At 48.4% G+C, this 24,345-nt stretch carries 23 protein-coding genes and 3 tRNA genes; 17 read left to right on the top strand and 9 right to left on the bottom strand.

The genetic code is table 11. The annotated features are described in order from the left end of the window. Window positions 1–7 precede the first annotated feature (7 nt). Window positions 8–523 (bottom strand): NUDIX hydrolase, encoded by a 516-nt coding sequence (locus tag F0316_RS15125; protein WP_000034744.1) that lies wholly within the window; start codon window positions 521–523, stop codon window positions 8–10. Window positions 524–889: 366 nt separating this feature from the next. Between F0316_RS15125 and F0316_RS15120 the strand changes: the two genes are divergently transcribed. The 9 genes from F0316_RS15120 to F0316_RS15075 all read left to right on the top strand — a co-directional run bounded on the left by F0316_RS15120 (window position 890) and on the right by F0316_RS15075 (window position 7,851). After that, window positions 890–2,548 (top strand): ATPase RavA domain-containing protein, encoded by a 1,659-nt coding sequence (locus F0316_RS15120; protein ID WP_000941295.1) that lies wholly within the window; start codon window positions 890–892, stop codon window positions 2,546–2,548. Window positions 2,549–2,556: 8 nt separating this feature from the next. Next, window positions 2,557–4,002, top strand: coding sequence for an ATPase RavA stimulator ViaA (gene viaA, locus F0316_RS15115; protein WP_000899945.1), 1,446 nt, complete (start codon window positions 2,557–2,559; stop codon window positions 4,000–4,002). 223 nt (window positions 4,003–4,225) lie between these two features. Further along, window positions 4,226–4,299, top strand: a tRNA-Cys gene (locus tag F0316_RS15110). 294 nt (window positions 4,300–4,593) lie between these two features. Beyond that, on the top strand, window positions 4,594–5,322 hold the full coding sequence (gene artP, locus F0316_RS15105) for an arginine ABC transporter ATP-binding protein ArtP (protein ID WP_001964440.1): 729 nt from the start codon (window positions 4,594–4,596) through the stop codon (window positions 5,320–5,322). 73 nt (window positions 5,323–5,395) lie between these two features. Continuing rightward, the gene (locus F0316_RS15100; protein ID WP_149560661.1) at window positions 5,396–6,127 is read left to right on the top strand and encodes an arginine ABC transporter substrate-binding protein; all 732 of its coding nucleotides are present in this window, start codon (window positions 5,396–5,398) and stop codon (window positions 6,125–6,127) included. A 1-nt stretch (window position 6,128) separates the two neighbouring features. Further along, window positions 6,129–6,818: an arginine ABC transporter permease ArtQ gene (gene artQ / locus F0316_RS15095; protein ID WP_148549555.1), complete on the top strand. Its 690-nt coding sequence runs from the start codon at window positions 6,129–6,131 to the stop codon at window positions 6,816–6,818. Beyond that, window positions 6,815–7,483 carry an arginine ABC transporter permease ArtM gene (artM, locus tag F0316_RS15090; RefSeq protein ID WP_000662924.1) on the top strand — a complete coding sequence of 223 codons (669 nt, stop codon included), beginning with the start codon at window positions 6,815–6,817 and terminating at the stop codon, window positions 7,481–7,483. Before artQ ends, artM begins: the two co-directional genes overlap by 4 nt. A 184-nt stretch (window positions 7,484–7,667) precedes the next feature. Then, window positions 7,668–7,754: transfer RNA gene (locus F0316_RS15080), tRNA-Leu, on the top strand. A gap of 23 nt (window positions 7,755–7,777) precedes the next feature. Further along, window positions 7,778–7,851, top strand: a tRNA-Cys gene (locus F0316_RS15075). A gap of 32 nt (window positions 7,852–7,883) precedes the next feature. Here F0316_RS15075 and F0316_RS15070 read toward each other — a convergent pair. The 3 genes from F0316_RS15070 to trxC form a co-directional block, all read right to left on the bottom strand. Then, window positions 7,884–8,672 (bottom strand): lipase family protein, encoded by a 789-nt coding sequence (locus F0316_RS15070; RefSeq protein ID WP_172626060.1) that lies wholly within the window; start codon window positions 8,670–8,672, stop codon window positions 7,884–7,886. Window positions 8,673–8,798: 126 nt separating this feature from the next. Beyond that, a complete protein-coding gene (locus F0316_RS15065) occupies window positions 8,799–9,953 on the bottom strand; it encodes an MFS transporter (protein WP_001896697.1) in 1,155 nt (384 codons plus the stop codon). Window positions 9,954–10,141: 188 nt separating this feature from the next. Beyond that, entirely contained in the window at window positions 10,142–10,576 is a 435-nt protein-coding gene (gene trxC, locus F0316_RS15060) for a thioredoxin TrxC (RefSeq protein ID WP_149560660.1), read from the bottom strand. 168 nt (window positions 10,577–10,744) lie between these two features. Here trxC and F0316_RS15055 point away from each other — a divergent pair, with 168 nt between their 5' ends. Beyond that, entirely contained in the window at window positions 10,745–11,833 is a 1,089-nt protein-coding gene (locus F0316_RS15055; RefSeq protein ID WP_000189733.1) for a ketoacyl-ACP synthase III, read from the top strand. 140 nt (window positions 11,834–11,973) lie between these two features. Here the strand turns inward: F0316_RS15055 and glpC are convergent, their stop codons facing one another. Genes glpC through glpA form a run of 3 tightly spaced genes read right to left on the bottom strand, consistent with a single transcriptional unit; the run spans window position 11,974 to window position 16,162 of the window. Then, window positions 11,974–13,215 (bottom strand): anaerobic glycerol-3-phosphate dehydrogenase subunit GlpC, encoded by a 1,242-nt coding sequence (gene glpC, locus F0316_RS15050; RefSeq protein ID WP_001014994.1) that lies wholly within the window; start codon window positions 13,213–13,215, stop codon window positions 11,974–11,976. Next, on the bottom strand, window positions 13,212–14,522 hold the full coding sequence (gene glpB / locus F0316_RS15045) for a glycerol-3-phosphate dehydrogenase subunit GlpB (protein WP_149560659.1): 1,311 nt from the start codon (window positions 14,520–14,522) through the stop codon (window positions 13,212–13,214). Before glpB ends, glpC begins: the two co-directional genes overlap by 4 nt. Beyond that, window positions 14,519–16,162: an anaerobic glycerol-3-phosphate dehydrogenase subunit A gene (gene glpA / locus F0316_RS15040; RefSeq protein WP_149560658.1), complete on the bottom strand. Its 1,644-nt coding sequence runs from the start codon at window positions 16,160–16,162 to the stop codon at window positions 14,519–14,521. The genes glpB and glpA overlap by 4 nt, the downstream gene beginning before the upstream one ends. A 654-nt stretch (window positions 16,163–16,816) precedes the next feature. Here glpA and F0316_RS15035 point away from each other — a divergent pair. Beyond that, on the top strand, window positions 16,817–17,671 hold the full coding sequence (locus F0316_RS15035) for an MIP/aquaporin family protein (RefSeq protein ID WP_001076945.1): 855 nt from the start codon (window positions 16,817–16,819) through the stop codon (window positions 17,669–17,671). Between the two features lie 111 nt (window positions 17,672–17,782). Continuing rightward, entirely contained in the window at window positions 17,783–19,300 is a 1,518-nt protein-coding gene (glpK, locus tag F0316_RS15030) for a glycerol kinase GlpK (RefSeq protein ID WP_000139398.1), read from the top strand. 80 nt (window positions 19,301–19,380) lie between these two features. Here glpK and F0316_RS15025 read toward each other — a convergent pair whose 3' ends face one another. Both F0316_RS15025 and F0316_RS15015 read right to left on the bottom strand, forming a co-directional pair. After that, window positions 19,381–19,632 carry a YgjV family protein gene (locus F0316_RS15025; protein ID WP_001882582.1) on the bottom strand — a complete coding sequence of 84 codons (252 nt, stop codon included), beginning with the start codon at window positions 19,630–19,632 and terminating at the stop codon, window positions 19,381–19,383. A 412-nt stretch (window positions 19,633–20,044) separates the two neighbouring features. Continuing rightward, on the bottom strand, window positions 20,045–20,365 hold the full coding sequence (locus F0316_RS15015) for a DUF496 family protein (RefSeq protein WP_001089529.1): 321 nt from the start codon (window positions 20,363–20,365) through the stop codon (window positions 20,045–20,047). A gap of 187 nt (window positions 20,366–20,552) precedes the next feature. Between F0316_RS15015 and F0316_RS15010 the strand changes: the two genes are divergently transcribed. The 5 genes from F0316_RS15010 to F0316_RS14990 all read left to right on the top strand — a co-directional run bounded on the left by F0316_RS15010 (window position 20,553) and on the right by F0316_RS14990 (window position 24,332). Next, complete coding sequence (locus tag F0316_RS15010; RefSeq protein ID WP_001246071.1) at window positions 20,553–20,750, top strand: hypothetical protein; 198 nt, start codon at window positions 20,553–20,555, stop codon at window positions 20,748–20,750. A 41-nt stretch (window positions 20,751–20,791) separates the two neighbouring features. Beyond that, complete coding sequence (locus F0316_RS15005; RefSeq protein ID WP_001025628.1) at window positions 20,792–21,442, top strand: YceH family protein; 651 nt, start codon at window positions 20,792–20,794, stop codon at window positions 21,440–21,442. 16 nt (window positions 21,443–21,458) lie between these two features. Next, window positions 21,459–21,764 carry a GIY-YIG nuclease family protein gene (locus F0316_RS15000; protein WP_000429067.1) on the top strand — a complete coding sequence of 102 codons (306 nt, stop codon included), beginning with the start codon at window positions 21,459–21,461 and terminating at the stop codon, window positions 21,762–21,764. A 101-nt stretch (window positions 21,765–21,865) separates the two neighbouring features. Next, complete coding sequence (gene traF / locus F0316_RS14995; protein WP_033928042.1) at window positions 21,866–23,026, top strand: conjugal transfer protein TraF; 1,161 nt, start codon at window positions 21,866–21,868, stop codon at window positions 23,024–23,026. 211 nt (window positions 23,027–23,237) lie between these two features. Next, on the top strand, window positions 23,238–24,332 hold the full coding sequence (locus tag F0316_RS14990) for an autoinducer 2-binding periplasmic protein LuxP (protein ID WP_000823678.1): 1,095 nt from the start codon (window positions 23,238–23,240) through the stop codon (window positions 24,330–24,332). The last annotated feature ends 13 nt before the right edge of the window (window positions 24,333–24,345 follow it).

Below are 24,345 nucleotides of genomic sequence, written 5' to 3'. Positions count from 1 at the left end.
TTTTCTCCTACAAATATCCGCAAAGTTTGGCTTTACTTAAACAAGCAATGGTTTTGGAATCGGTGATGTCGCCAAAAACAATTTTACGTTCTAATTCTTGTGGGGTAAGAAAGAGGACTTCAATCACTTCGTCCTCATCGCAAGAATAGCGCGCCGTTTTGCTTAGGTTTTTTGCGACAAACAGATGTTGAATTTCATCGCAGAAACCCGCGAGCGGCGTGACTTGACCGAGTTCGATAAATTGCTGAGCGCTAAAGCCGGTTTCTTCCTCCAATTCGCGCTGCGCACAGGAAAGAGGCGGTTCCCCCTCTTCTATAGTGCCAGCAGGAAGTTCGAGTAACCATTTTTTGAGCGAAGGGCGAAATTGGCGTATCACGACAATCTCGCCTTGGTCAGTCAGTGGCAAAATCACTGCCGCACCGGGGTGTGAAATCGTGGTATGTGTGACCGAGTGGCCATTCGGAAGCAAAACGTCCTCCTCGACCAGTGCGATGCTTTTCCATTGATGGATGATTTTGCTCATGGAGTGTGTCTTGTCAAAATAAAGCGGTGATGAGGGAGTCACCTTACCTTAGGTTCAGTGGCATCCCCAAGAATAAATTGTACTTTTTGCGTCGTGTCTGTGGAAATGGCGAGAAGTTGAGCCGCTAAATGTGCAATCAATGATTACCAATTGTTTCAAGGAAATGAGATCTGTTATAAGGATGCGCAAAACAAAAAATAGACTTTGTAACAAATCGACAACAATTGTATAAAGCGATTGTTTATTGAAACTATTGTTTATAGAGCCATTGTTTATAGAGCGATTGTTTATAGAGCGATTGTTTATAGAAACAGTGCTTATTGAAAACGTGTTACCCAATTTGGGCTTTGTCTGAGGAATCAAGAGATGCTGCAACCCACCCACAGCTCACATGCGCGCAAAGCGCTGCTTTCAGAGCGAATCAATAAGCTGGCTAAGGCGCTCTCTGATGGCGTGTATGAGCGTGAAAATACCATTAAGCTCTGTTTATTGACTGCATTGGCTGGTGAAAGTGTGTTTTTGCTCGGCCCACCGGGGATCGCCAAAAGCCTCATCGCTAAGCGTTTGATTCAAGCATTTGATAACAGCAGTTATTTTGAATACCTGATGACCCGCTTTTCAACCCCCGAAGAGGTGTTTGGGCCGCTGAGTATTCAAGAATTGAAAGACAATGGTCGTTATGTGCGCCTCACCCAAGGTTATTTGCCTACCGCACAGGTCGTGTTCTTGGATGAAATCTGGAAGGCGGGACCTGCCATCCTCAACACCTTACTAACGGTTGTCAACGAGAAAACCTTCAAAAATGGCAGCGATATTGAGCGCGTACCGATGCGTCTCTTGGTGACGGCCTCCAATGAACTCCCAGACGAAGACAGCGGCCTCGAAGCACTCTATGACCGTATGTTGGTACGAATTTTTGTAAATCGAATTCAAAACAAACAAAATTTCAAATCCATGCTTACCGTTGGTACAGCGCAAGAAGCGCAAATTCCAGCAGGGCTGGCGATCACCGATGAAGAGTATCACCAATGGCAGCAGCAACTGGATAAGCTTGAACTCAGTGATGACGTTTTCGAAAAGCTCTACCAGTTGAAAACCATGGTTGAAGAGCGCTCAAAAGAGAGCGCGGGTTCAGATTTAGAGATGTATGTGTCTGACCGCCGTTGGAAAAAAGCGGCCAAACTTTTGAAAGCCAGTGCATTTTTTAATGGCCGAGACGAGATTAACCCATTAGATCTACTGCTGCTGCAAAACTGTTTGTGGAATACCCCAGAATCACATGATGTGGTGCATGAGGTGATCCGCGAATTTGCGCTGCGTTACGCCTTTGACCAAGCAGAAGTGGAGCAACAGCTCGATGTATGCCGACTTGAACTTGCCCAAATTCAAGAAGAGCTAGAGTCTGAGTTTGCCATGGTACTGTCACTGGAAACCACCAATGGCTTAATCAAAAAACAAGTTCATCATCAATATGACCTGTCTGATGCCAAAATTTACAAAGTGGGCATGACGCCTGATTTGATTAAGCTAGTGTTATTGCAGAGCAATATGTCTGTTTCTGAAGGTGAGAAAGGCGATAGCCGTTGGATTTACGTACAGAAAAGTGAATTAGAGCGCGTGATTAAAGAAGGGCACGGCGAAGCCTATGGCTATGTGAACCAAAACACCAATCTATGTCGCTTACGTTTTGACCTTGATGCCAGCAACAACTTGGTGATTAAAGATATTGCCAACCGCTCCGTACTTCTGGCGATGGTCACCAAACAAGGTTTAGATGAGTCGCTGTATCAGAATTGGTTGACGAAAGCGGATCAAGCCATGGCGCAGCTCACTCATGCGGAGCACCATTTACGTAAAGTGCGCCTCAAATTTCACGATGCGCTGCCGCACAGTTTCATCGATCCTGAATTGCCAACGGCAATGCAAGCGACCTTGCATGAGCTGCAGCAGCAGTTGGATGCCACTCAAGTTGAATGCGAGCGTAACGTGATGCGCATTCGTAACCTCAACCAATTTTTTGCTTAGGTGTCATTATGTTAGGGGCGGATGCGTTTAATCTGGTTGTTGCCATAGCAGAATCTGGCTTGATTGATACCGCCGTCAATGACTTGGTTGCGCGTTCCCAAGTGATGATGATGGCGGAAAATCGTGGTGTGGGCACGTCAGTGAAAAATCATCTGATCAAGTGGCGCGCCAGCGTTCGTCGTCGAATGACCAAAGTGTGTGAAACTGAACGTTTCCAGCGTGAGTTAGCCCTCTACCAAGAAGTGATTCACTGGGATGAAGAGACGTTTTTTACGCAAGTTCCAGACGTGGTGAAGAAACTGGAATGGGACTCCGCATTCTATTTAGAAGCGCGCCGCTTGCTCGAAAAAGAGAAGCTGCATCATAACCCCATGTTCCCTCATTTCTTTTGTGATCAGTGGTATAAATCACTGTCTGATGCGATTCGCCAAGCGCAGGTGATCGAACTTAAAGCCAACAAAGAGCGTATGTTGGCTGATCTCTATCAGCGTATGGAAACCATGCGCAATATGGATAAGGTCACTGAAGCGGGGGATGAAGCGATCGTCGGCCGACTTTGGGATATGGCGGCGGCGAAATTGAGCCGCAATGACCTCACGGTCATGAAGCGTTACGCTGAGTTTCTCAAAAAACACAAAGGCATGCAGGAAATCGCCGAGCAGCTCGGGCGAATGGCTGGACAGGTTGACGATCCGGACCTAAATCGTGCGCCCGCTGAAGAGATGCAAATGGTCGAAGAGCGTTCAGATGAAGCGACCGATGACATTGTGGGTATCCACGAAAGTGACGATTTGAATAAGCTACTGCCCAACGAAACCATGTTTTTAGCTTATCCAGAGCTGGAAGTAGTGTTTTATAAGCACTTGGTCGATAAACGGTTAATGAACTATCGCATGCAGGGGAAATCACGCACTCTGCGTAAGGTGCGTGCCCATCGTCCTGACAACAAACAGGTTGATATTGAAAAAGGGCCGTTCATTCTCTGTATTGATGCCTCAGGATCCATGAGTGGTTTTCCCGAGCAGTGTGCCAAAGCCATGGCTTACGCGCTGATGCAAATTGCGTTGGCAGAAGATCGTGATTGTTATGTGATGCTGTTTTCTTCCGAATTCATCACCTACGAATTGACTCGCCAAGATGGGCTGCGCGAAGCGAGTGACTTCTTAAGTTATTCGTTTCATGGCGGTACAGATTTTGAGCCCGTGATCCTCAAATCGATTGAACTGATGAGCAGTGATAAGTATCGCAATGGCGATTTGGTTGTGATGTCGGATTTCATTGCACCCAAACAAAGTGACGAACTACTGGCGCAAGTGGCGGAACTTAAAACGCGCAAAAACCGTTTTCATGCCATAAGCCTATCAAAATACGGCAACCCGCAGTTGATGAGTATGTTTGATCACTGCTGGAGCTATCATCCGAGCTTGGTTGGGCGGCTAATGAAGAAGTGGTAACTTGAATGCTTCATACCCAACGACGGGAAGTGGCAGGTTGTCAACGCCACTACTGCTTCAAGTTAGAAGGGGATAGGTTGGTTTGCTTGCGACGGTCAGTTGAGCAGATTGCGCTAAATCTCAGCAAACGAGCCGGCATTTCATTTTTTTGTTTGACTCAGCTCGCATAATCCGTAAAGTACGCAGCGCAAGCAACGAAGCAAATCCTTCGTTTGACTTCAGAGGCGCGTTGGCAGAGTGGTCATGCAGCGGATTGCAAATCCGTGAACCTCGGTTCGACTCCGGGACGCGCCTCCATTTCTTTTGAAGTCATCGCTTAAGCCAGCCAAGTGCTGGTTTTTTTGTGTCTGCGTTTCTTCAATCGAGTCCCACTCTATATTCCATTTATATCTCATCGCTCCCTACTGAGTATTTCCGGTTTACTTATCACGCTTTATGCATTTGGTTGTGGTTTAACCAGTCGTTTTTGCTATTCTTATGACGTTTTTTTATACAAATAGTCTGTGGTTTTGGTTTTTATACATTTTTATTGCATAAAAATACGTTCGTAGTAGTATGAACGCCAGATGATAATTAATGCAGTATGTCAGCATGAGTATTCGAGTTAACGGAATTAACAAGTCTTATGGCACCACTCAGGTGCTGCACGACATCCACTTTGAATGTGCGAGTGGTGAAACTTTAGTGCTACTTGGGCCAAGCGGTGCGGGTAAAAGCTCACTGCTGCGTGTGCTCAATCTTCTTGAAACGGCCGATAATGGCCAACTGCATATCGCCAATCAATCGTTTGATTTCTCAACGCATCCGACCGAGCAGCAAGGCTTAGCGCTACGTCGCAAAGTGGGCATGGTGTTTCAGCAATACCATCTATGGCCGCATATGACTGTGCTGGAAAATTTGGTGGAAGCCCCCGTGAAAGTCGCAGGTATGGTGAAATCGCAAGCCAAACAGCAAGCCATCGAGATCCTGAAAACGTTGCAACTGGCAGATAAAGCCGATGCGTGGCCGCTACAACTCTCGGGTGGCCAGCAGCAGCGAGTGGCGATTGCGCGTGCACTGATGATGAAGCCGGATGTACTGCTGTTTGATGAGCCGACAGCGGCTCTGGATCCTGAGATCACCAATCAAGTTGTGAAAATTATCAAAGAGTTAAGTGGTACAGGGATCACGCAAGTGGTGGTGACTCATGAAGTCGACTTTGCCAAGAAAATCGCCAGCCATGTGCTCTACCTCGAAAAAGGGCGCATTGTTGAACACGGCACGCACGCATCCTTTACTCATCCGCAGACCCAGCAGTTTGCCGATTATTTAAAACATTAAAAAGTTACTGATATTAGCCCACAGATTCTGGCCATTGATGCGCCAGATTTCGCAGAACACATGGAGTATTGCAATGAAAAAGATCCTACTCGCGTCTTTGATTGGTTTGGTTTCTGCTAGCGCAGTTGCGCAACAAGAGATCAAGTTTGTGATGGAAGCGACTTACGCGCCGTTCGAATACATGGATGAGAACAACCAAATCCAAGGTTTTGATGTGGATTTAGCGAATGCGCTGTGTAAGCAACTTGAAGCGAAATGTAGCTTCCACAACCAAGCGTTTGACAGCTTGATCCCAGCACTGAAATTCAAACGTTATGATGCCGCCATTTCGGCAATGGACATCACCGAAGCGCGTTTAGAGCAGGTGAATTTCTCTAATCCGTACTACGACAACTCAGCCGCCTTCGTTTCTCTGGCGGGCAAAGTGGCGGATCAAGCGACGCTGAAAGGCAAACGTGTTGGTGTGCAAAATGGCTCGACTCACCAAAGTTTCCTACTTGAGCAACTGTCGGACGTGGTCGCGGTGCCATACTCAAGCTACCAAGATGCGTTCATCGATATGAAAAATGGCCGTATTGATTCGGTATTCGGTGACACGGCCGTTGTCGCGGAGTGGTTTAAGGGGGATAACAACCTCGCTTACGTCGGTGAGCGTGTCACGAATGCACAGTACTTCGGTAATGGCTTTGGTATTGCGGTGAATAAAGATAACCAAGCGCTGCTTGATCAACTGAACGCCGCGTTGGAAGCCGTGAAAGAAAATGGCGAATACGCCGCGATCTTCAATAAGTACTTCGGAAACTAAGATGGTGTTAACGGGCTACTCTTTATCACTGGTACAAGCAAGCTGGATGACGCTGCAAATTGCGTTGGCCAGCTTGCTGGTCGGTTTACTGTTGGCACTGGTGTTTGCTGGCGGTGAAATGGCAAAACTGAAATTGATCAAATGGCCAACCACCTTGTTGGTCACCGTGATCCGCGGTTTGCCTGAGCTTTTGGTGGTGCTGTTTATCTACTTTGGCTCGACCCAAGTGCTGTTTTTCATCACTGGTGAATTTATTGAGATCAGCCCGTTTATCTCTGGTGTGATTGCGCTCTCGCTGATTTTTGCTTCGTACGCTTCGCAGACGTTGCGCGGTGCACTCAAAGCCGTGGGCAGAGGACAGCGTGAAGCGGCCAGCGCATTAGGGATTCCTCCTAGCAATGCATTTATTCGTATTGTACTGCCGCAAGCGGTACGCCACGCACTTCCCGGTTTAATGAACCAATGGCTAGTATTACTTAAAGATACGGCGTTAGTTTCTTTGATTGGGGTGACGGATCTACTGAAACAAGCGCAGCTCACTTCCGCGGCCACCCATGAAGCCTTTACGTGGTATGCAACGGCGGCGGCGGTGTATCTGGTGATCACATTGATCACACAACGCGCCGTAAAAGTGATAGATAACAAGTTTTCGATACAAGGCATGAGCCATAGCCAAGGAGCCAGCGCATGAAAGAGCAACACCTATGGCAACTGCTCGAAGGCTTAGGCACCAGTTTGCAACTGACGGCGGCTTCGCTGCTGGTGGGTTGCATATTGTCACTCTTGATGACCGTAAGCTTAGTAATGCGCACGCCCGTCGTGCATTGGTTTAGCCGTGCGGTGATCACCTTGTTTACCGGCACTCCGCTGTTGGTGCAAATTTTCTTGGTGTATTACGGCCCAGGGCAGTTTGAATGGATACGCGAAAGCGTACTTTGGGTATGGCTCAGCCAACCTTGGTTTTGCGCTATGCTGGCTTTGGCGCTCAACACGGCGGCGTACAGTACGCAACTGTTTAAAGGCGCATTTAACGCCATTCCTAGTGGGCAGTGGCAAGCGTGCCGCGCATTAGGCATGAACAAAATCGCTACGCTGCGAGTGCTGCTGCCTTATGCATTACGCAGAGCAGTGCCAGCCTATTCCAACGAAGTGATTCTCGTCTTTAAAGGCACTTCGCTGGCTAGCACGATCACCATTATGGATTTGATGGGCTACGCGCAGCGCATCAACGCCCAAACCTACGATACGTTGACAGTCTTTGGGATTGCCGGAGCATTTTACCTTGCAGTGAACGGCATTCTGACCCTGATCTTCCGCCAAATCGAGAAAAAAGCGTTAGCGTTTGAGGCGTATTGATTTTTAGTGTTGAATGGTTTTTGTGCGTTGTGCACGCCATTTGTACGCGATGGCGTGCTTTTTAATCACTTGATTAAATTGCTGAAATTTTTTATTGACCAGAAATCTCAATCCGTTAAAGTACGCCTCGTTCTCACGGCAAAGCTCGTTAGAACAGATGGTGTCTTCCATCGCAGTATGCGTTGCCCTGGTGGTGAAATCGGTAGACACAAGGGATTTAAAATCCCTCGACTTTCGAGTCGTGCCGGTTCAAGTCCGGCCCGGGGCACCATCATCCTCAAGACACATCACTTAGGCGCGTTGGCAGAGTGGCCATGCAGCGGATTGCAAATCCGTGAACCTCGGTTCGACTCCGGGACGCGCCTCCATTATTTCCTCTCTTGTTGATACAAAACTCTTTCTAGCGTTCATCAAAAAAATCTTTATTGCGTATGTACTTACTCATCAAATGATAAGAAAACGGTCTAATTAACCAACTGATGATCGAACGCCCTAAACGCTCCCATGTCGGTGTGTTTTCGTAAATTCTGCCGTTGTACAGCCAGAGTAATTTTCCGGCATGCCAGTACAGAAATGGCACGGGCGGCATGAAGGTTACGATGTCCAGATCGCAGCAGATGCGATAGGTTTTATGAGCTAGCCCATAGTATTTCTGAAAGCGCCAATCCCCGATCGCAGGTTGACCAAAAGTGACGACTCGCTTGATCGTGCGTGGATATTTTCGCTCAAAATAGTCCGCAAACACGCAGCCAATCGCGCCGCCGGAAGAGTGCCCAGTGATTGCAATGCGTTTGCCTTGTTCAATCAGCGGCAGTAGGGTCTGTTCCAGTTTTTCAATCACCGTCATGCCAAGCGTATCTTGGTTGCGGCTCGGTTGGCTCTCTTGATGCAGTAAGTGATAAAAACCAGCATGAATGCGGTATTGCAGTCCTAAATGGTGGCAACTGCGTGTCCAAACCGCGAAGTTGAGTAGCCAGTCGGTGAGGCTGTGTGAGCCTTTAATCACAACGACTACCTCATCGCTCGCTCGGCTCCACAATACTCGGATCATGATTTTGCCAAACTGATTGGTGATCACACGCTGTCCGTTAGGATCAAACCCGTAACGAGTTTGCTTAAAAATGCGCGGATAAGCGAGGTTGCACAAAACGGCGTAGCGTTCGTATTGGTAGCGTTTGAGTGGTTTCACAGTGACATCAATGATTCGGTTTATGATGACTGTATGGGGCAAATATGAAGCTTAGATTAAGCTTGGGTCGGAAAAGCAAGTTTCTCTCCCTAACGCTGAGTGATAGAAACTTGCCCTAAAAGAAGGTTACTCGCCCGCCACCCATTGGCGTTTGGTTTTGACACTTTTGATCAGCATATACAAACAAGTCGCGAGTAGGATGGCAAACAAGTAAGCCATCAAGCCGTGTCGATCTTGCATAAACCAATCGGCCAATACCGGACCAACCACCGAGCCTACGCTGTAGCTGAGTAACATCACTTGGGTTGCGGAAACAATGTAGCTCGCATCCAATTTGTCGCAGCCTAAATTAATCGCGATTGGGTAGAGGGCGAAGGTCGCCATGCCTAAAATAAATAGGCTAACGCCCAGTACGAGCAGCGAATCATCAAACACGGTCAGCGTGATGGCTGCCGTGCCAAGTAAGCAGAACAGCGCCATCTGCAGAGTGCGACCTAAAAATTTAGACAGCCAAGGCACCAGAGGTTGCACCGCCATGCCGCCTAAAATCACCAGCGCCATTAAGTTACCCAGATCAGTATGGCTAATGCCACGGTTGGCAAGTTCTACCGGCATCAAACCGTAAATTGCTCCTAATGTCAGGCCCGAAACTAGGCAGCCGATCATCGCCGCTTTACTGAGCTTGAAAATCTGACGCAACGAAAGTGAGCTGGCTTGTTGTGTGGAAGGCTGATCCGAATCGACGTACATCAGCACCATGGAAGCAATCAAAAGTAGTGTGGTGATCGCAATAAAAGGCACGGCACCTGCCACCCCCAGTTGGCCAATTGCCATTTGTCCGAGTGCAGTACCGCCATAGAGTGACACCATGTAAATGCCAAGACGCTTAGCGCGACCTTGTTCATCGCCATGCAGTAACCAAGATTCCACCACCACAAAAATGCCGGCCACGGCGATACCTGCGACCAAACGTGCCAAAAGCCAAACACTGGCGTAGGGCAATAGCGGCATAACCACAATCGACAGTTGCAGTAAGCTCAAGCACCATACAAAGGCTTTACGGTGGCCTAAACGATTGACGAAAGGCTCTGCAATCAGCGCGCCCGCTAATAATCCACCATAAAAAACGCTTGCCAGCCAACTGGCCAAATCAGATTCGAGTTGGTAATGCGGCAGCATTAAAGGCACTAGGCTCATTAAGTAGCCTGCGGCAATCGCATACAGAGTTAACGCAATAACAGGCACCGCAATGCGGTTTGGTGCAGAAGAATGGATTTCCACAGCAGGCCTCGGGAACAGCAGAAGGAACAGTTGGCGCGAATATGGGACGAATAGTGCGCAGAGTAAAACGAAAAAAAACGTTCTTGACGATAAACTTTGCTTGTTGAGGAAAAGGGAGGGGAAAGTGCCAGTTAAGTTGGCATAATTTTATCGAAAATGCCAACTTAATTGTGGATTACAAGATGTGATTATTTAGTCAGCGCTTGGTTTAACCATTGGTCAAATTGAGATTTTGGCAGTGCGCCATTGATCATGTCGATGCGTTGGCCATTTTTGAACACCATAATGGTGGGAATACTGCGAATTTGAAAATGTGCAGCAAGGTTTTGCTGCGCTTCGGTATCAATTTTCACGCAGCGGATCTGGCCTTTTCGCTCGGCGGCAACATCACTAAAAATCGGTGCGAAGCCGACACAAGGGTTACACCACGGAGCCCAAAAATCGACGACGACAGGTTTGTCGCTTTGCAGCAGCGCGGAAAAATTGGCTTCGGTACCTTCAATTGGCGCGCCATCGAGTAGTGCACTTTGGCATTTGCCACAGTTGGGGCTTTCGGTAATGCGCTCTTCTGGCACACGGTTAAGGCTGTGGCAAGATGGGCAGTGGGTATTGAATGTTGACATGACTTCCTCTCTTTATTTTGCGCTTTCGTTACCAGTTTAAGCTCAATGGTTAACCATGGTTCGAAAATCGGCGTATACTTCTGCCCATTGCCGACAATGGCGACGGGCGTTGCTCAATATCTTGGGGCGCTCCGCCAAATTACAATAAGCAGCATAGACGGAATTTTTATGACTCAATGTTATGCCGAAATCACCGGGTGGGGTAAATGTCTGCCACCTGCGACGCTCTCCAATCACGATTTGAGCACCTTTCTTGATACTTCCGATGAGTGGATTCAATCACGTACTGGGATTGAACAGCGTCGGATCAGCCACGTGAATACTTCCGATCTCGCCACCGTTGCCGCTCAGCATGCCATTGCCTGTGCGGGCGTAAGCGTTGAAGAGATAGACCTTATTATTGTGGCAACCTGTTCACCGGATTCGTTAATTCCCAATATTGCTTCAAAAGTGCAGCAAAATTTAGGCATTCCTTCTGCTGCCGCCTTCGATCTCAACGCCGCCTGTACTGGTTTCCTCTATGGTTTAGAAACCGCGACACGCTTGATGCAAGCGAGCCATTATCGTCATGCTTTGGTGATTGGTGCTGAGCGCCTCTCTTTCTATCTGGACTGGACGAAGCGTGACACCGCCGTGCTGTTTGGAGATGGCGCAGGTGCTGTGGTATTGAGCAAGACCGAACAAAAAGTGGGCTTGCAAGATGCGCAAATTGGCTGTGATGCCCAAGGACGAGATATTTTAGCGGTACCTAAGTTTGGAACCGCGATGGATCGTTTTGATGCAGACAATGGTTACTGGGCGTTTGATTTCGTGGGTAAAGAGATCTTTAAACGTGCGGTGCGTGGCATGGGGGCTGCGGCGCAACAAGTGCTGGCGCGTAGCGGTTTATCGACCGAAGAAATTGATGTGGTGATCCCGCATCAAGCCAATATCCGCATTATTCAAACCCTGTGTGATTTGGCGGGCATCGCGCAAGACAAAGCCTTTGTCAATATTCATCGCTACGGTAATACCTCCGCGGCTACGGTGCCGATTGCCCTATGCGAAGCGTTAGAGCAAGGCAAAATCAAACCTCATGATGATCTGTTGGTCGCCGCTTTTGGCGCAGGGCTAACGTGGGGAGCGGGTCATATTCGCTGGGGTGAGCGGGTAACGCCTCTGGGTAAAAGTGATGCGCAATTGCCTTCTTGTGATCACACTGCGTTAGATCTGTTGAGCAAGGCTATTGAGCACTGCAAGCGTCATCAATCAGAATGATTTTCTGAATGTTGGAATAAGAGTAGGGCAAGTTTTACTTGCCCTATTTACTGTCATCCCTAAACCACGGCTTTCAGCAGTGATGATTGTTTAATCTTTCCGTCCGCCTTCAGCTTCAAGTAGGAAGTGGCTATTCACGCTCAAGCACTAGGCTCATCGGTCAGCGCCATCGCCAGTAAACTCACTGGATGAATGGTTTCCAAGTGCGCGTTTTCTTCGATTTGCCACTTACAGGTTTCGCAATCGGTCACCGCATAATCGGCATCAGAGGTTTGAATCGCATCAAACAGATGCGAACCAATTTTCTTCGATACCTCGTAGTTCTCTTCTTTAAAACCATAGGTTCCGGCTAGGCCACAACACTCACTGTCGAGCACCACCAGCTCTAAGCCGGGGATCATTTTCAGTAGCTCAATCGTAAACATCACATTACCACTGCGCTCTAAATGGCAAGGGGTGTGATACACCACTTTTTTGTGGACGGGTTTCATCTTCGGTGCGTTACCGCTCATAAACTCTTTGAGCAGAAAACGCGTCACATAATGAATTTGATCCACCACTTGGCTGTTATCTACCCCTAGCACATGCGGGTATTCTTGCTGCAAGGTAAACGAGCAGGTGGAAGAGGTGGAAAGCACCGGCGCATGGTAATCATTGACCATAGCCGTAAGGTGTTTGACGTTGTGCAGCGCGTTTTTACGCGCTTTGTTGTGAAAACCATTGGCGATCAGGGGGACACCGCAACATTTTTCGCTATCAAGCAAACGCACGCCTATATTCATCGCGTTCATCACTCGGACAAAGTCTTTGCCGAGTTGCGGATGGTTATAGTTAACGTAGCAACCATGGAAATAAGCGACTTGTCTTTGGTAGAGCGGCTGGCTGGTACAGTTCTGTTTAAACCAGCGGCGGAAGGTGCCGTGCGAATATTTGGGCAAGGTTTTATGGTCATGCACGCCAATGGTTTTGTGCATCAGCTTTTTCACCAATGGCAACGAGGTTGCGGCGTTGACGAGTGGCGCAAACGGCGTGGCGATCGAGCCAAATAAGTCGGTGTGGCTGAGTACAAAATCACGCACCAACTTAGGGTTAAGCGGCTTTTTGCCGTATTTGCCACGCGCCACGGCGATCATATCGCCAATTTTGACGCCTGAAGGGCAGGCGGTTTCACAGCGTTTGCAGTTGGTGCACAGCTTGAGCGCGTCATCATAGTATTCGGCACTTTTGATCCGTAAACGCTCACCATCTGGGCCACACTGTTTAGGGCCGGGATAGTTTGGGTTGGCTTTGGCAACGGGGCAATACACAGTGCACACCGTGCATTTGATGCATTGATCAAAGGTGGTATTTTGCGGTGCAGAGTGAATAAAGGCATGGTTCATAGCAGCACCTCCGGTTGTTTGGTTTGCGTATAAGTCGCAAGGATCTGTTCTACGGCATGATAAGCGGTCGCAATCGCTACGCCTCCGCCACAGCCTTCAAACACGGGGTCGTACCCACTGAGCATTGCGCCGCAACACCATAGATTGTCAATGGTTTTGCCTTGGCGTGACGGATGCAAATTGGCATCGGTAGTGACGCCGAAAGTCATAAACGGGTGTGATTGTGCCGCGATAAATTGAGCATGTCGCCACTGAGCGCGGTCAGGGTTTTGCTGGACGTCCAGCGCAAAGATCGGCTCTTGAATCGCATGTTGTGAGGCTTGTAATCCTTGGCTGAAGTAACTGCCGGTCGCCATCACATAGTGCTCAGCACTGATCGGGAAATCGCGCAGATTTTGAGTATGAATAGCAGTGAGGCGAGATCCTGCAAAATCGCCACCAATCACTTTGTCTCCCTTGAGTTGCACGCCGCCACCTTGGATGAAACTACGATGCAGAGCTTCTTCAATGCGGATCCCGAGTAGTGATGGGGGCATGGTCGGCACTTCATGAAAGCGCAGTTGGGTTACCTGTTGGAGTTTGCTCATCAAATGCAAACCATCACCGTTGCCCATGATGGCAGGCATGATCACCAGATCATCAGGACGCGCAACGCGCATCAGCTGATCACACAATGCATTCCACGCCGATTCTTGGCGCAGCAAACGCGCAATATCAATCGAGCGCAGCTCATTCGGGTTGCGTCTGAATCCTTCAAAGCCGGGGATGGAAACATTCACCGTGAGCATCGGCGTGTTAGCAAGCTCAGGGCGCTGAGCGAGGTTATCGCGCAGCATCGCAGGTTGAAAATCGCGATAGCCGTCAATCGCAACAATCATAATGCGTGAAAAATCGGCATTACCGCGATAAGGGTAAACAAAAGGCTGCGACAGCCAAGTATTTTTTAGGGTACCAAGTGGGGTAATACGCCAGTGGTTGGCGCCATCAAGTTCATGATGCAAAGGCACATGCGCACTGTCTAAAGTGCGTTTGAACCACATTAACCCTTTCTCGCTGTTTTTGCGTCCGACTTTGCTGTAAGGATGCTCTGGTGCTTGCTGTTGTAAAGCGGAAAAAGCGTCAAATGGTTGATTGACTACGCTGCCATCTGGCAAACGGCCAAGCACATCAATCGAGCCGGAAGAAAAATGCAGCGCACTTTGCCCTTGGTTGATTAACACCACTTTTTTTCCGGCTTGCAGTGCGCGCAGGGCGGCGCTGTATCCGGCAATACCGCCACCGATGACGGCCACATCATAATGCATCATTGTTGTTTCTCCGTGGCTGAGTCGAAGGAAGGTAAATCGCTTGCACCGAGCAAGCCTTCGTAAATCCAGTAGCTAAATTCAGCTTCGCGTAGTGCATCGCCCCAGAAAATCGGTTTGATGCCTTTCCAGCGCTCTTCCAGAAAATCGACCAACAAATGGCTCGATTGGCAACCCGAAACTTGCCCGTATTCACTAAACAGACTGGCTGCGCGATAGCTGCACAGCTCGCCCTGACAAGGCCCCATACCCAAACGAGTACGGCGCCGTAGGTCGACCAAATTATTCACATCCAACTGCTTGATGGCGTACTCAATTTCACCGGCGGTGACCATTTCGCACTCGCAGATCACCGCTTGGCTTTTCGCATCATCGGCTAAAAAGCTCGCGGCACGTTCACCGTGGCGATAAATGGCGGATTCATAAACCGGTTTGGCGATACTGGCGGTTTTTTTGAGCGTTTTTGGTGCTTGCTGAGAGCCCGGTAAAGGGCGCAGGTGCGTTTGGCAACTTTGGGTATTGCCAAGTTTCTTGGCGACCAGATCGGTGGCCCACTCGGCCATCAAACGGTAAGTCATCAGTTTGCCACCGGTAATAGTGGTGAAGCCTTTCAAGCCGTCACGCTGCTCGTGATCCAGCAAAACAATGCCACGACTGATATTGCGGCCACTGCCATCATCATCCACTGAGACCAGTGGGCGAACGCCCGCATAAGCGCGCAATACGCGAGTGTTGGCCATAATGGGGGCAAGTTTGGCGCCCTCGGCGAGCAAAATATCCACTTCTCGTTCAGTGACATGCAGATTATCGATCTGGTCATAATCAATGTGCTCGGAAGTGGTACCAATCAGCGAAATGGTATCGCCGGGAACCAAAATGTCCGCATCCGATGGCTTACGGCAGCGGTTAATCACCAGATTATTAATGCGGTAATCCAAGATCAGCAGCGAGCCTTTGGCTGGGAACATCTTGATATTGAGGTCCGCGTATTCGCAGATGTTTTGTCCCCAGATACCTGCCGCATTAATCACTTGCTGGGCGAAAATATCAAACTTAGCGCCACTGCCTAAATGCTGGCAACGCACGCCAAGCACGGTATCTCCCTCACGGATCAACTGGGTCACAATAGTTCGGTTAAACATTCGCGCGCCATGTTCTTTGGCATCCAGCACATTGGCCGCACACAGGCGAAAAGGGTCGAGCGTACCGTCAGGCACTTTCACCGCGCCAATCAAAGCAGGGTTGACATTCGGCTCAAGTAACAAGGCTTCTTTAGGTGTTAAGCGCTGCGTTTCAATCCCTGCATCACTGCAGGCGTGAATAAACGACTCCTGAAAGCCTAAATCATCTTCTGGCAGAGTGATAAACAAACCATCGGTGGCTTCAACGCAGTGGCGCGCGATGGATTTCAGAATTTTGTTTTCTTGGATACACTCGCGTGCCGATTCAGAGTCAGTGACCGCGTAACGAGCGCCGGAGTGCAGCAAACCATGATTGCGACCTGTGGTGCCCGCGGCAATGTCATCTTTTTCAACCAGAATACAGCGCAATCGGCGCAATGCGCAGTCGCGCAAGATTCCGGTTCCTGTTGCGCCGCCGCCAATGATGACCACGTCGGTTTCCATTCTTTGATAAGCCGTCATGAGCTCAACCTTATGCAATCAAAACACATACGGTTAGTGTGCCATTATTTTCATTTCGTGTTCGTTGTTTTGCTCACAAAAGCGCGAACGAGCATTAAATGGTGGGTAGAAGTGGATGGAGCCTTTCAGTGGCGTAATTTTATGCGATTCACTTATTGATGATTAACACTGTTCGTAACATGTATGACACATTTAATGTTCGTTTGAGTGAATATGTTCGTGACTTAATAAGGGAATATCTGTCGATTTTTTAGCGCGATCGTGCGTTGAATCTGGCTTGCACTCATGATTTAGTGATTGCTAAACCAAAAGATTAGCCATTTTCAGACATCGGAGAAGAGAGAGAAAAAAGATGCGTTGTTTAACAAAAAACGAATTTGTTAATAACAAAATTGTGCTCGAACACTCATTAATTGCGGTCGTTTGTTTTCGAGGTGATATTTTTGTGCCAGATTCACCGCGAACAGTGAGATTGTTCATCCAATAACGGCTATTTCATGATGCGATTAGAGCCGACGGGTGTAGGCGGCGACCACAATATAAACCGAAAAATAGTGAAACTGCAGATATTTATGCTGACTTTCTAAGTATAACGGGTGTGGATGGCTGTTCGATACGGCTCTGGTAGCAAGATAACAAAAAGGACTCTGAACTATGAACCAAACAAAGCAACATACTCTGCTCGGGCAGTGTATCGCCGAGTTTATCGGTACAGGATTACTGATTTTCTTCGGCGTCGGCTGCGTGGCCGCACTCGTTTTAGCAGGTGCTCAATTCGGACAGTGGGAAATCAGCATTGTCTGGGGTTTTGGCGTATCGATTGCCATTTATTGTACGGCTGGGGTTTCTGGCGCGCACATTAACCCTGCCGTCACTATCGCTCTGGCCGCTTTCCACGGCTTTGATAAAGCGAAAGTGTTACCTTACATCGTTTCGCAAGTGGCTGGTGCGTTTTGTGCGGCGGCATTGGTCTACAGCTTGTACAGCAACCTTTTTACCGACTACGAAATCGCCCACAATTTTGTACGTAGCAGCCAAGAAGCCTTAGCGACTGCGGGGATCTTCTCAACTTATCCGCATGCTTCTCTCTCTTTTATGGGAGCCATGGCCGTTGAGTTCACCATTACAGCGGTACTGATGTTCGCGATTTTGGCGTTGGGTGATGAAAACAATGGCGCGCATCGCAATGCGATGAACCCCTTGCTAATCGGTATTTTGATTGCGGTGATTGGTGGCTCATTAGGCCCATTGACGGGCTTTGCCATGAACCCTGCGCGTGATTTCGGTCCTAAACTGTTTGCCTACTTCGCTGGATGGGATTATGCCCTAACTGGCGCAAAAGAGATCCCTTACTTCATCGTACCGATTGTGGCTCCGATTCTGGGCGCATGTTTTGGCGCGTGGGCATATCCAAAGTTTATCGCGGCTTATCTGCCAAAAACGGGGACGGGTTGCACTATTCCGAACCAATGTGACACGGCAGAAGAGAGTGAAGAAGCGCGCGCATAGCGGGTATAAACTTAAAAAAGTATATTCAATAACAATAGAGACTACCCCAGCACTTCGGTGTGATCGCCATGCTGGGGTAAAGCAAGAACGTGAAACCATAAGGAATAGAACATGACTGAGCAAAAATACGTCGTCGCTCTCGATCAAGGTACTACCAGCTCTCGCGCCGTGGTGTTAGACCATGATGCGAATATCGTGAGCGTTTCTCAGCGTGAGTTTACCCAAATCTACCCACAAGCCGGGTGGGTGGAACACGATCCAATGGAAATCTACGCTACGCAAAGCTCAACATTGGTTGAAGCGCTAGGTAAAGCGGGCATTCGCAGTGATGAAGTTGCGGCCATCGGTATTACCAACCAACGTGAAACCACGGTGGTGTGGAATAAAGAGACGGGTAAGCCTGTCTACAATGCGATTGTTTGGCAATGTCGCCGTACTGCTGCCATTTGTGAAGAGCTGAAAGAGCGCGGTTTAGAAAGTTACATTCGTGACAATACCGGTTTGGTGCTCGACCCTTACTTCTCAGGTACCAAAATTAAATGGATTCTGGACAATGTAGAAGGCGCACGCGAGCAAGCTGAAGCAGGACAACTGCTGTTTGGTACGGTTGATACATGGCTAGTGTGGAAAATGACACAAGGCCGTGTGCATGTGACCGATTACACCAACGCATCCCGTACTATGCTGTTCAACATCAACACCTTGCAGTGGGATGAAAAGATCCTCGCCGAATTTAATATCCCGCTCTCCATGATGCCGGAAGTGAAAAAATCGTCTGAAGTGTACGGTCAAACCAACATCGGTGGTAAAGGCGGTACGCGTATTCCAATCGCGGGGATTGCCGGTGACCAACAAGCGGCGCTGTACGGCCAAATGTGTGTGCAAGCGGGACAAGCGAAAAACACCTACGGTACGGGTTGCTTCTTGCTGATGAACACGGGACAGGAAAAAGTGACCTCGCACAACGGCTTGCTGACCACGCTAGCGTGTGGCCCACGCGGTGAACCAGCTTATGCACTGGAAGGGGCGGTGTTTATGGGCGGTGCATCCATTCAATGGCTGCGTGATGAGCTGAAACTGATTTCCGATGCTCGCGACTCAGAGTACTTCGCCACCAAAGTGGATACCTCCAATGGGGTGTATGTGGTGCCAGCCTTTACGGGTTTAGGCGCTCCGTACTGGGATGCGTATGCGCGTGGCACAATTGTCGGCTTAACCCGTGGTGTGAACTCAAACCACATTATTCGCGCAACGCTGGAAAGTATCGCTTACCAAACGCGTGATGTGTTGGATGCGATGCAAGCCGATTCTGGCATCAAGCTTTCTGCGCTGCGTGTTGATGGTGGTGCGGTCGCCAACAACTTCCTGATGCAGTTCCAAGCCGATGTATTGGATACCGAAGTGCATCGTCCGAAAGTCACGGAAGTCACCGCGTTAGGCGCCGCTTACCTCGCCGGTCTGGCCGTTGGTTTCTGGGATGGTTTGGAAGAGCTGCAAGGCAAAGCGGAAATCGATCGCAGCTTTAAACCGCATCATGATGAAGAGAAGCGTCAACGCCGTTATAAAGGTTGGAAGCGTGCGGTGAAATGTGCCCAAGCGTGGGCAGTACTGCACAACGAAGAAGAGTAATTTTTCTCTCTCCATAAAATTTTTCTTTCTCCATAACAATAATGCCCGGGTTAAACCGGGCATTATTTTTTCAGGGAGAACTAAGCCGCGCTCGAAGACGCGTCAGGCTTTTTTTCCTGTTGCATTTTCACCAAGAAGTAGACGTTGACGCAGGCAATAAAGCCGTTAGTCACGACGACAGGCCAAGCATCAATCATCAAACCGTATGCAGTAAACAGTGCACAACCAATAAAATTCAGTACACGCAGTCTGACGATGTCTTTCATTGTCAATGATACCGCCACCATGATCGATGCCGCGTATCCTAAAATTTCAACCATACTCATATCCATTATTTGACCCTCGTTAATAGTGTGGACAGTGTCAGTGTCGTGCCAATCTTCTCATCGTGAGAGTAGTGAGGAAGCTCCATGCCTCGAATGGTTTCTTGGTGAATTTGCCATGGGTTGAGTATGGCTAAACCATCAAGAAAAGAGGCCGCTCTATCGTTATTTTAGTCAAACCTGCGATTTTCAGGGCACTCTGTTGATTCACTAATGACACTATAGCAATGGAAAATATGTGACGAAAGGCTCGGAATTTTGTTCGGTGAAGGTTAGCGATTACGCAAACGTTTAATGTCGATCACGTTCAGTTTTTGCAAGGCAGACATTGATAGAAACGTTAACGCTTTTACCTTAATTCGAATGAGAGAAACGGATTGGCGCGCTAAAGAAAACCCACCTTGCGGTGGGTCTGGAATCATTAGGCTTTTTTGCCTTGAGTCATCTGCTTATCGTGCTCAGTTAAGTCTTTGATACGACGGCTGATATCACGGCGCTCTTTAGAAATTTCCGCGCTCTTGATGATGTGGTCATCGACACGATCTTCGTAGTCAGACTTCATGTTTTTGATGATGCCGAGAATCTCTTCGTGGCTCATATTTGGCTTGATGTAGTCAAGCAGGTTTACCAGCAGTTCAACACGCTTACGGTTATCACGCACTTTTTTCTCGTTATCATCGAGTTCGCGTTGAAGTTTATTTTTGCGACGAGCCAAGCTCACAATTTCAAATACGCTGTTCATAGGTTCCTTTTCCTACTTTTAATGCAACTGCGAAGATTAAAACACAACAATTCTTTTCATAACAGACTTAAGATCAATATGCGGCTTATCTTGACCAATAAATCGCCATTCAAAGCGCGAGCCAATTGTACATCAGAAATAATGCGCTATATCATGTGCGCCATTCATGAAGACATGATGAGCAACCATGCGTAATTCCGAGATTTTGGTTCCCACACCGCCGCTGCAAACTGAGCTTGATGCTGTCGCAATCAAACTGCGAGAGGCTTACATTAAAGAGCGTCAGCAGCTTGAGTTGACCGAAATTGAATTAAACCGCGCCAGAATCATTATGATTGATGAGAATGGCAAAATGATTCGGTTACCTCTGTTAACTGAGCATTAAATACCGACTGCGGGTTCGCCCGCCAGCAGAAGGACTGCACGATGAATATTCAACTCTCCCCACTCGAAGCCCGTGTAATTGGCTGTTTAATTGAAAAAGAAGTCACCACACCCGATCACTATCCACTGACACTCAATAGCTTAACCACCGCCTGTAACCAAAAAAGCAATCGCGAACCGGTACTCAACTTGAGCGAAGCGGAAGTGCAAGACACGGTGGAAGGGTTAATCGCTCGTCGCCTTGTAAGCGATGAAAGCAGCTTTAATAGCCGTACCAGCAAATACCAACACCGCTTCTGTAATACAGAGTTTGGCGATCTCAAACTCAATCAACAAGAACTCGGACTCATCTGCTGCTTATTGCTGCGCGGTGCGCAAACCCCCGGAGAGCTGCGCACGCGAACCAATCGACTCTGTACATTTACCGATGTGAAAGAGGCTGAAGCGGTACTTGAGCGCTTAGCGAATCGTGACTCAGGTGCGCTGGTGGTGAAATTGCCGCGTGAGCCGGGTAAGCGTGAGTCCCGCTACCATCATCTGTTTTGCGGTGAAGTGGATATGGCGGCTTTTGCCACGAGCTCAGACAATGAAGCGATCGCCTCTTCTCAATACGCTGAGTTAGAACAAGAAGTGGCAGCCCTGCGTGAAGAAGTGGCCGAGCTGCGCGCACTGATTGAACAGCACCTTAGCTAATAGAAAATAATGGCTAATGGAAAACTTGGCTGAGTTACCTTCACCTTGGTTTGTTTATCTGGTGCGTTGTGCAAATAACGCACTCTATTGTGGCATCACTACCGATGTATCGCGCCGCTTTGCCCAACATCAAAAGGGCAGGGGTGCGAAAGCGCTGCGTGGCAAAGGCCCACTAGAACTGGTGTGGTCATTGCCCGTTGCTGATGGCAAAAGTGCGGCATTGAAGCTCGAATACCGAATTAAAGCGCTCTCCAAATCCCAGAAAGAAGCGTTGGTGGCGGGGATGGCGCGAATTGATCAACTGGAGATTATTTTTCAGTGAACGTGCCCAATTAGTGAGCCATGTCACTCTATTTTCTGGGAAAAAATCATTCATGTATTAACCTTGTGTATGGGATAACCCAAAATGAGGTTGGTAACGGAATGAATATTCAAACAAAAAGTACTTTAGCAGTGGTCATGGCAATGGCCTTCTCTTCTTCGGCATTAGCTTCTAATTTGTTGATGGATGCTCGCGGTGCCGGTATGGGTAACACGGGCGTTTCTACGGCGGATTATCTGCTGGCTCCCTACTACAACCCAGCGCTGACGGCGGTGTATCGCAAAAATGACTCATTCGGTATTTTGCTGCCCAGCATTGGGCTGCGAGCGGAAGACAAGGATGAATCACTCAAAACGATAGATGATTTGCAAGATTCCATTGAACAGTTTGAGCGCGCAGGAGTCGGCGCGGCAACGCAGGAAAACGTAGATCAGCTCAATCGTTATCTCGATCAATTGGCGGATGATAAACCCCTGGCCGTCACGGCTGGGATTGGTATTGCAGTCGCCCTACCTCTCGATGCAGTCTCCCTCAACTTTTTTACCCGCGGCTATGCAGAAGTGATTGCGAAAGCCAATGTGGCCGCGAAATCTGGCAACAGTGCCAATGAGGTGAAAACTCGCTATGAAAGTTCCGATGTCGATTTAACCGCGTTTGGTTATACCGAAGTGGGCTTGGCAGTAGGTAAACAAGTGGTACTTGGTGGGCAGACGGTTGCGCTGGGCGTAACACCGAAAGTGCAGCAACTGCGAACTTATCAAGATAATGCGTCGGTCAAATCTTTCGACCTTGATGACTACGATAAAAGCGAAGTGAAGGATAACGCCTTCAACTTAGATATGGGCGCAGTGTGGCTTATTGATCAATATCGTGTTGGTATCGTCGCCAAAGATCTGTTTGCGAAGGATATTCAAACCCAGAACCGAAACAACACTTACAAGCTAGATACCCAAATAGCGGTGTCAGGCAGTTATGTGAGTGATTTCTTTATCGCCGCGGTGGATCTTGATCTCACCAAACAGCGCCGCTTCAACGGTGACAACGATGATACCCAGTTTATGCGTTTCGGGGTGGAAGGGAATGCATGGGGTTGGGCGCAGCTCAGAGCCGGTTATGAAGTGGACTTACAAAACTCGTTGGATAACTCGGTTTCTGTCGGTCTTGGCGTCAGCCCGTGGGATGTTGTTAGCTTAGATTTGGCTGGTTCTTACGCTGGCGATAACCAATTCGGGCTTTCGGCGAATCTTGCTTTTACTTTCTAAGTCAAACTTGCTGAATAAGTGAGCAGTCGCAGGTGTGAGAAACTATTTTTCCCACACCTGCACTATGAATTACCTCAATCATGCTTAATAATCAGTGACAACGATTTCCCGATCTGGGCAAAAGAGTTCTTCTTGATTCAATGAGATGTCGGCGTTTGCCAGCGAATGTCATTCAAATTGAACATTAGGAAGAAAAGCTCATGAGGAAGCTATGAAAAGAAAGCTAATATCTCCGCTGTTTCTGATAGCAGCACTCTTCAGCTCAACTGGTCAAGCCGATTCATTAAAAGGCTATTGGCATTATGATGAATTTCTTGCTGAGTTCCCTGAACAGCGGCCAATTTCCGAGCTTTTTGCTCAAACAGTTCGTGATAAACCGAGTGCGTTGACGGTGGCGCAAGAACAACCCGTCATTATTTCGGTGGTCTATCCCGGACAGCAAATTTCCGACTATTGGGTTCGCAACATCAAAGCGTTTGAAAAGCGAATGGACGCTTTGGGGATTCGCTATCAAATCAATCAGGTGTTTACTCGCCCGAATCTTGATACTCGCCAGCAGAGTGTTTCCTTGATGGAAGCGCTGAAAAATAAGAGCGACTATCTGATTTTTACCTTAGATACCACCCGTCACCGCAAATTCATTGAGCATGTGCTGCACTCCTCCGAAACGAAACTGATTTTGCAAAACATCACGACGCCAGTCAAAGATTGGCAAGGCAAGCAGCCCATGATGTACATCGGTTTTGATCATGAGTACGGTGCGCAATTATTGGCGCAATATTACCAAGCACATGCCCCGAAAAAGCCGTACTCAGTACTTTATTTTTCCGAGGGGTATATCAGTGAAGCGCGGGGAGATACCTTCATTCAAGATATGAACGCGGTGCACCATTTTCCGTTGGCTTCTTCCTATTACACCAAGGCAACCGAACAAAGTGGCTATGAAGCGACTCTAAACATCGTCAAGAATAATCCAGAAATTGGCTTTATTTACGCCTGTGCGACGGACGTCGCTTTGGGAGCTGCGCAGGCACTGAAAGAGCTGAATCGACAAGATATTCTGGTCAATGGTTGGGGAGGCGGTTCGGCAGAGCTTGAAGCGCTTGCCAAAGGAGAATTGGATGTCACTGTGATGCGTATGAATGACGATACGGGTGTGGCGATGGCTGAAGCGATTAAATGGGATTTGGAAGGGAAATCCGTACCTTTGGTCTATTCAGGCGATTTTGAAGTGGTCACCAAACAAGATTCAGCAGCACGTATTGCAGAACTGAAAGCTCGGGCTTTCCGTTATTCGGATCGTTAGGGCAGAGGATTAC

Source organism: Vibrio cholerae (assembly GCF_008369605.1).
GTDB classification, from domain to species: domain Bacteria; phylum Pseudomonadota; class Gammaproteobacteria; order Enterobacterales; family Vibrionaceae; genus Vibrio; species Vibrio cholerae.
This window is presented reverse-complemented; position numbering and strand designations above follow the sequence as displayed.

Bases quoted from the DNA above. Each gene is read 5' to 3' on its own strand.
- F0316_RS15125 (WP_000034744.1), bottom strand. From the start codon at position 523: ATGAGCAAAATCATCCATCAATGGAAAAGCATCGCACTGGTCGAGGAG.
- F0316_RS15120 (WP_000941295.1), top strand. From the start codon at position 890: ATGCTGCAACCCACCCACAGCTCACATGCGCGCAAAGCGCTGCTTTCA.
- viaA (WP_000899945.1), top strand. From the start codon at position 2,557: ATGTTAGGGGCGGATGCGTTTAATCTGGTTGTTGCCATAGCAGAATCT.
- artP (WP_001964440.1), top strand. From the start codon at position 4,594: ATGAGTATTCGAGTTAACGGAATTAACAAGTCTTATGGCACCACTCAG.
- F0316_RS15100 (WP_149560661.1), top strand. From the start codon at position 5,396: ATGAAAAAGATCCTACTCGCGTCTTTGATTGGTTTGGTTTCTGCTAGC.
- artQ (WP_148549555.1), top strand. From the start codon at position 6,129: ATGGTGTTAACGGGCTACTCTTTATCACTGGTACAAGCAAGCTGGATG.
- artM (WP_000662924.1), top strand. From the start codon at position 6,815: ATGAAAGAGCAACACCTATGGCAACTGCTCGAAGGCTTAGGCACCAGT.
- trxC (WP_149560660.1), bottom strand. From the start codon at position 10,576: ATGTCAACATTCAATACCCACTGCCCATCTTGCCACAGCCTTAACCGT.
- F0316_RS15055 (WP_000189733.1), top strand. From the start codon at position 10,745: ATGACTCAATGTTATGCCGAAATCACCGGGTGGGGTAAATGTCTGCCA.
- glpC (WP_001014994.1), bottom strand. From the start codon at position 13,215: ATGAACCATGCCTTTATTCACTCTGCACCGCAAAATACCACCTTTGAT.
- glpB (WP_149560659.1), bottom strand. From the start codon at position 14,522: ATGATGCATTATGATGTGGCCGTCATCGGTGGCGGTATTGCCGGATAC.
- glpA (WP_149560658.1), bottom strand. From the start codon at position 16,162: ATGACGGCTTATCAAAGAATGGAAACCGACGTGGTCATCATTGGCGGC.
- F0316_RS15035 (WP_001076945.1), top strand. From the start codon at position 16,817: ATGAACCAAACAAAGCAACATACTCTGCTCGGGCAGTGTATCGCCGAG.
- glpK (WP_000139398.1), top strand. From the start codon at position 17,783: ATGACTGAGCAAAAATACGTCGTCGCTCTCGATCAAGGTACTACCAGC.
- F0316_RS15025 (WP_001882582.1), bottom strand. From the start codon at position 19,632: ATGGATATGAGTATGGTTGAAATTTTAGGATACGCGGCATCGATCATG.
- F0316_RS15015 (WP_001089529.1), bottom strand. From the start codon at position 20,365: ATGAACAGCGTATTTGAAATTGTGAGCTTGGCTCGTCGCAAAAATAAA.
- F0316_RS15010 (WP_001246071.1), top strand. From the start codon at position 20,553: ATGCGTAATTCCGAGATTTTGGTTCCCACACCGCCGCTGCAAACTGAG.
- F0316_RS15005 (WP_001025628.1), top strand. From the start codon at position 20,792: ATGAATATTCAACTCTCCCCACTCGAAGCCCGTGTAATTGGCTGTTTA.
- F0316_RS15000 (WP_000429067.1), top strand. From the start codon at position 21,459: ATGGAAAACTTGGCTGAGTTACCTTCACCTTGGTTTGTTTATCTGGTG.
- traF (WP_033928042.1), top strand. From the start codon at position 21,866: ATGAATATTCAAACAAAAAGTACTTTAGCAGTGGTCATGGCAATGGCC.
- F0316_RS14990 (WP_000823678.1), top strand. From the start codon at position 23,238: ATGAAAAGAAAGCTAATATCTCCGCTGTTTCTGATAGCAGCACTCTTC.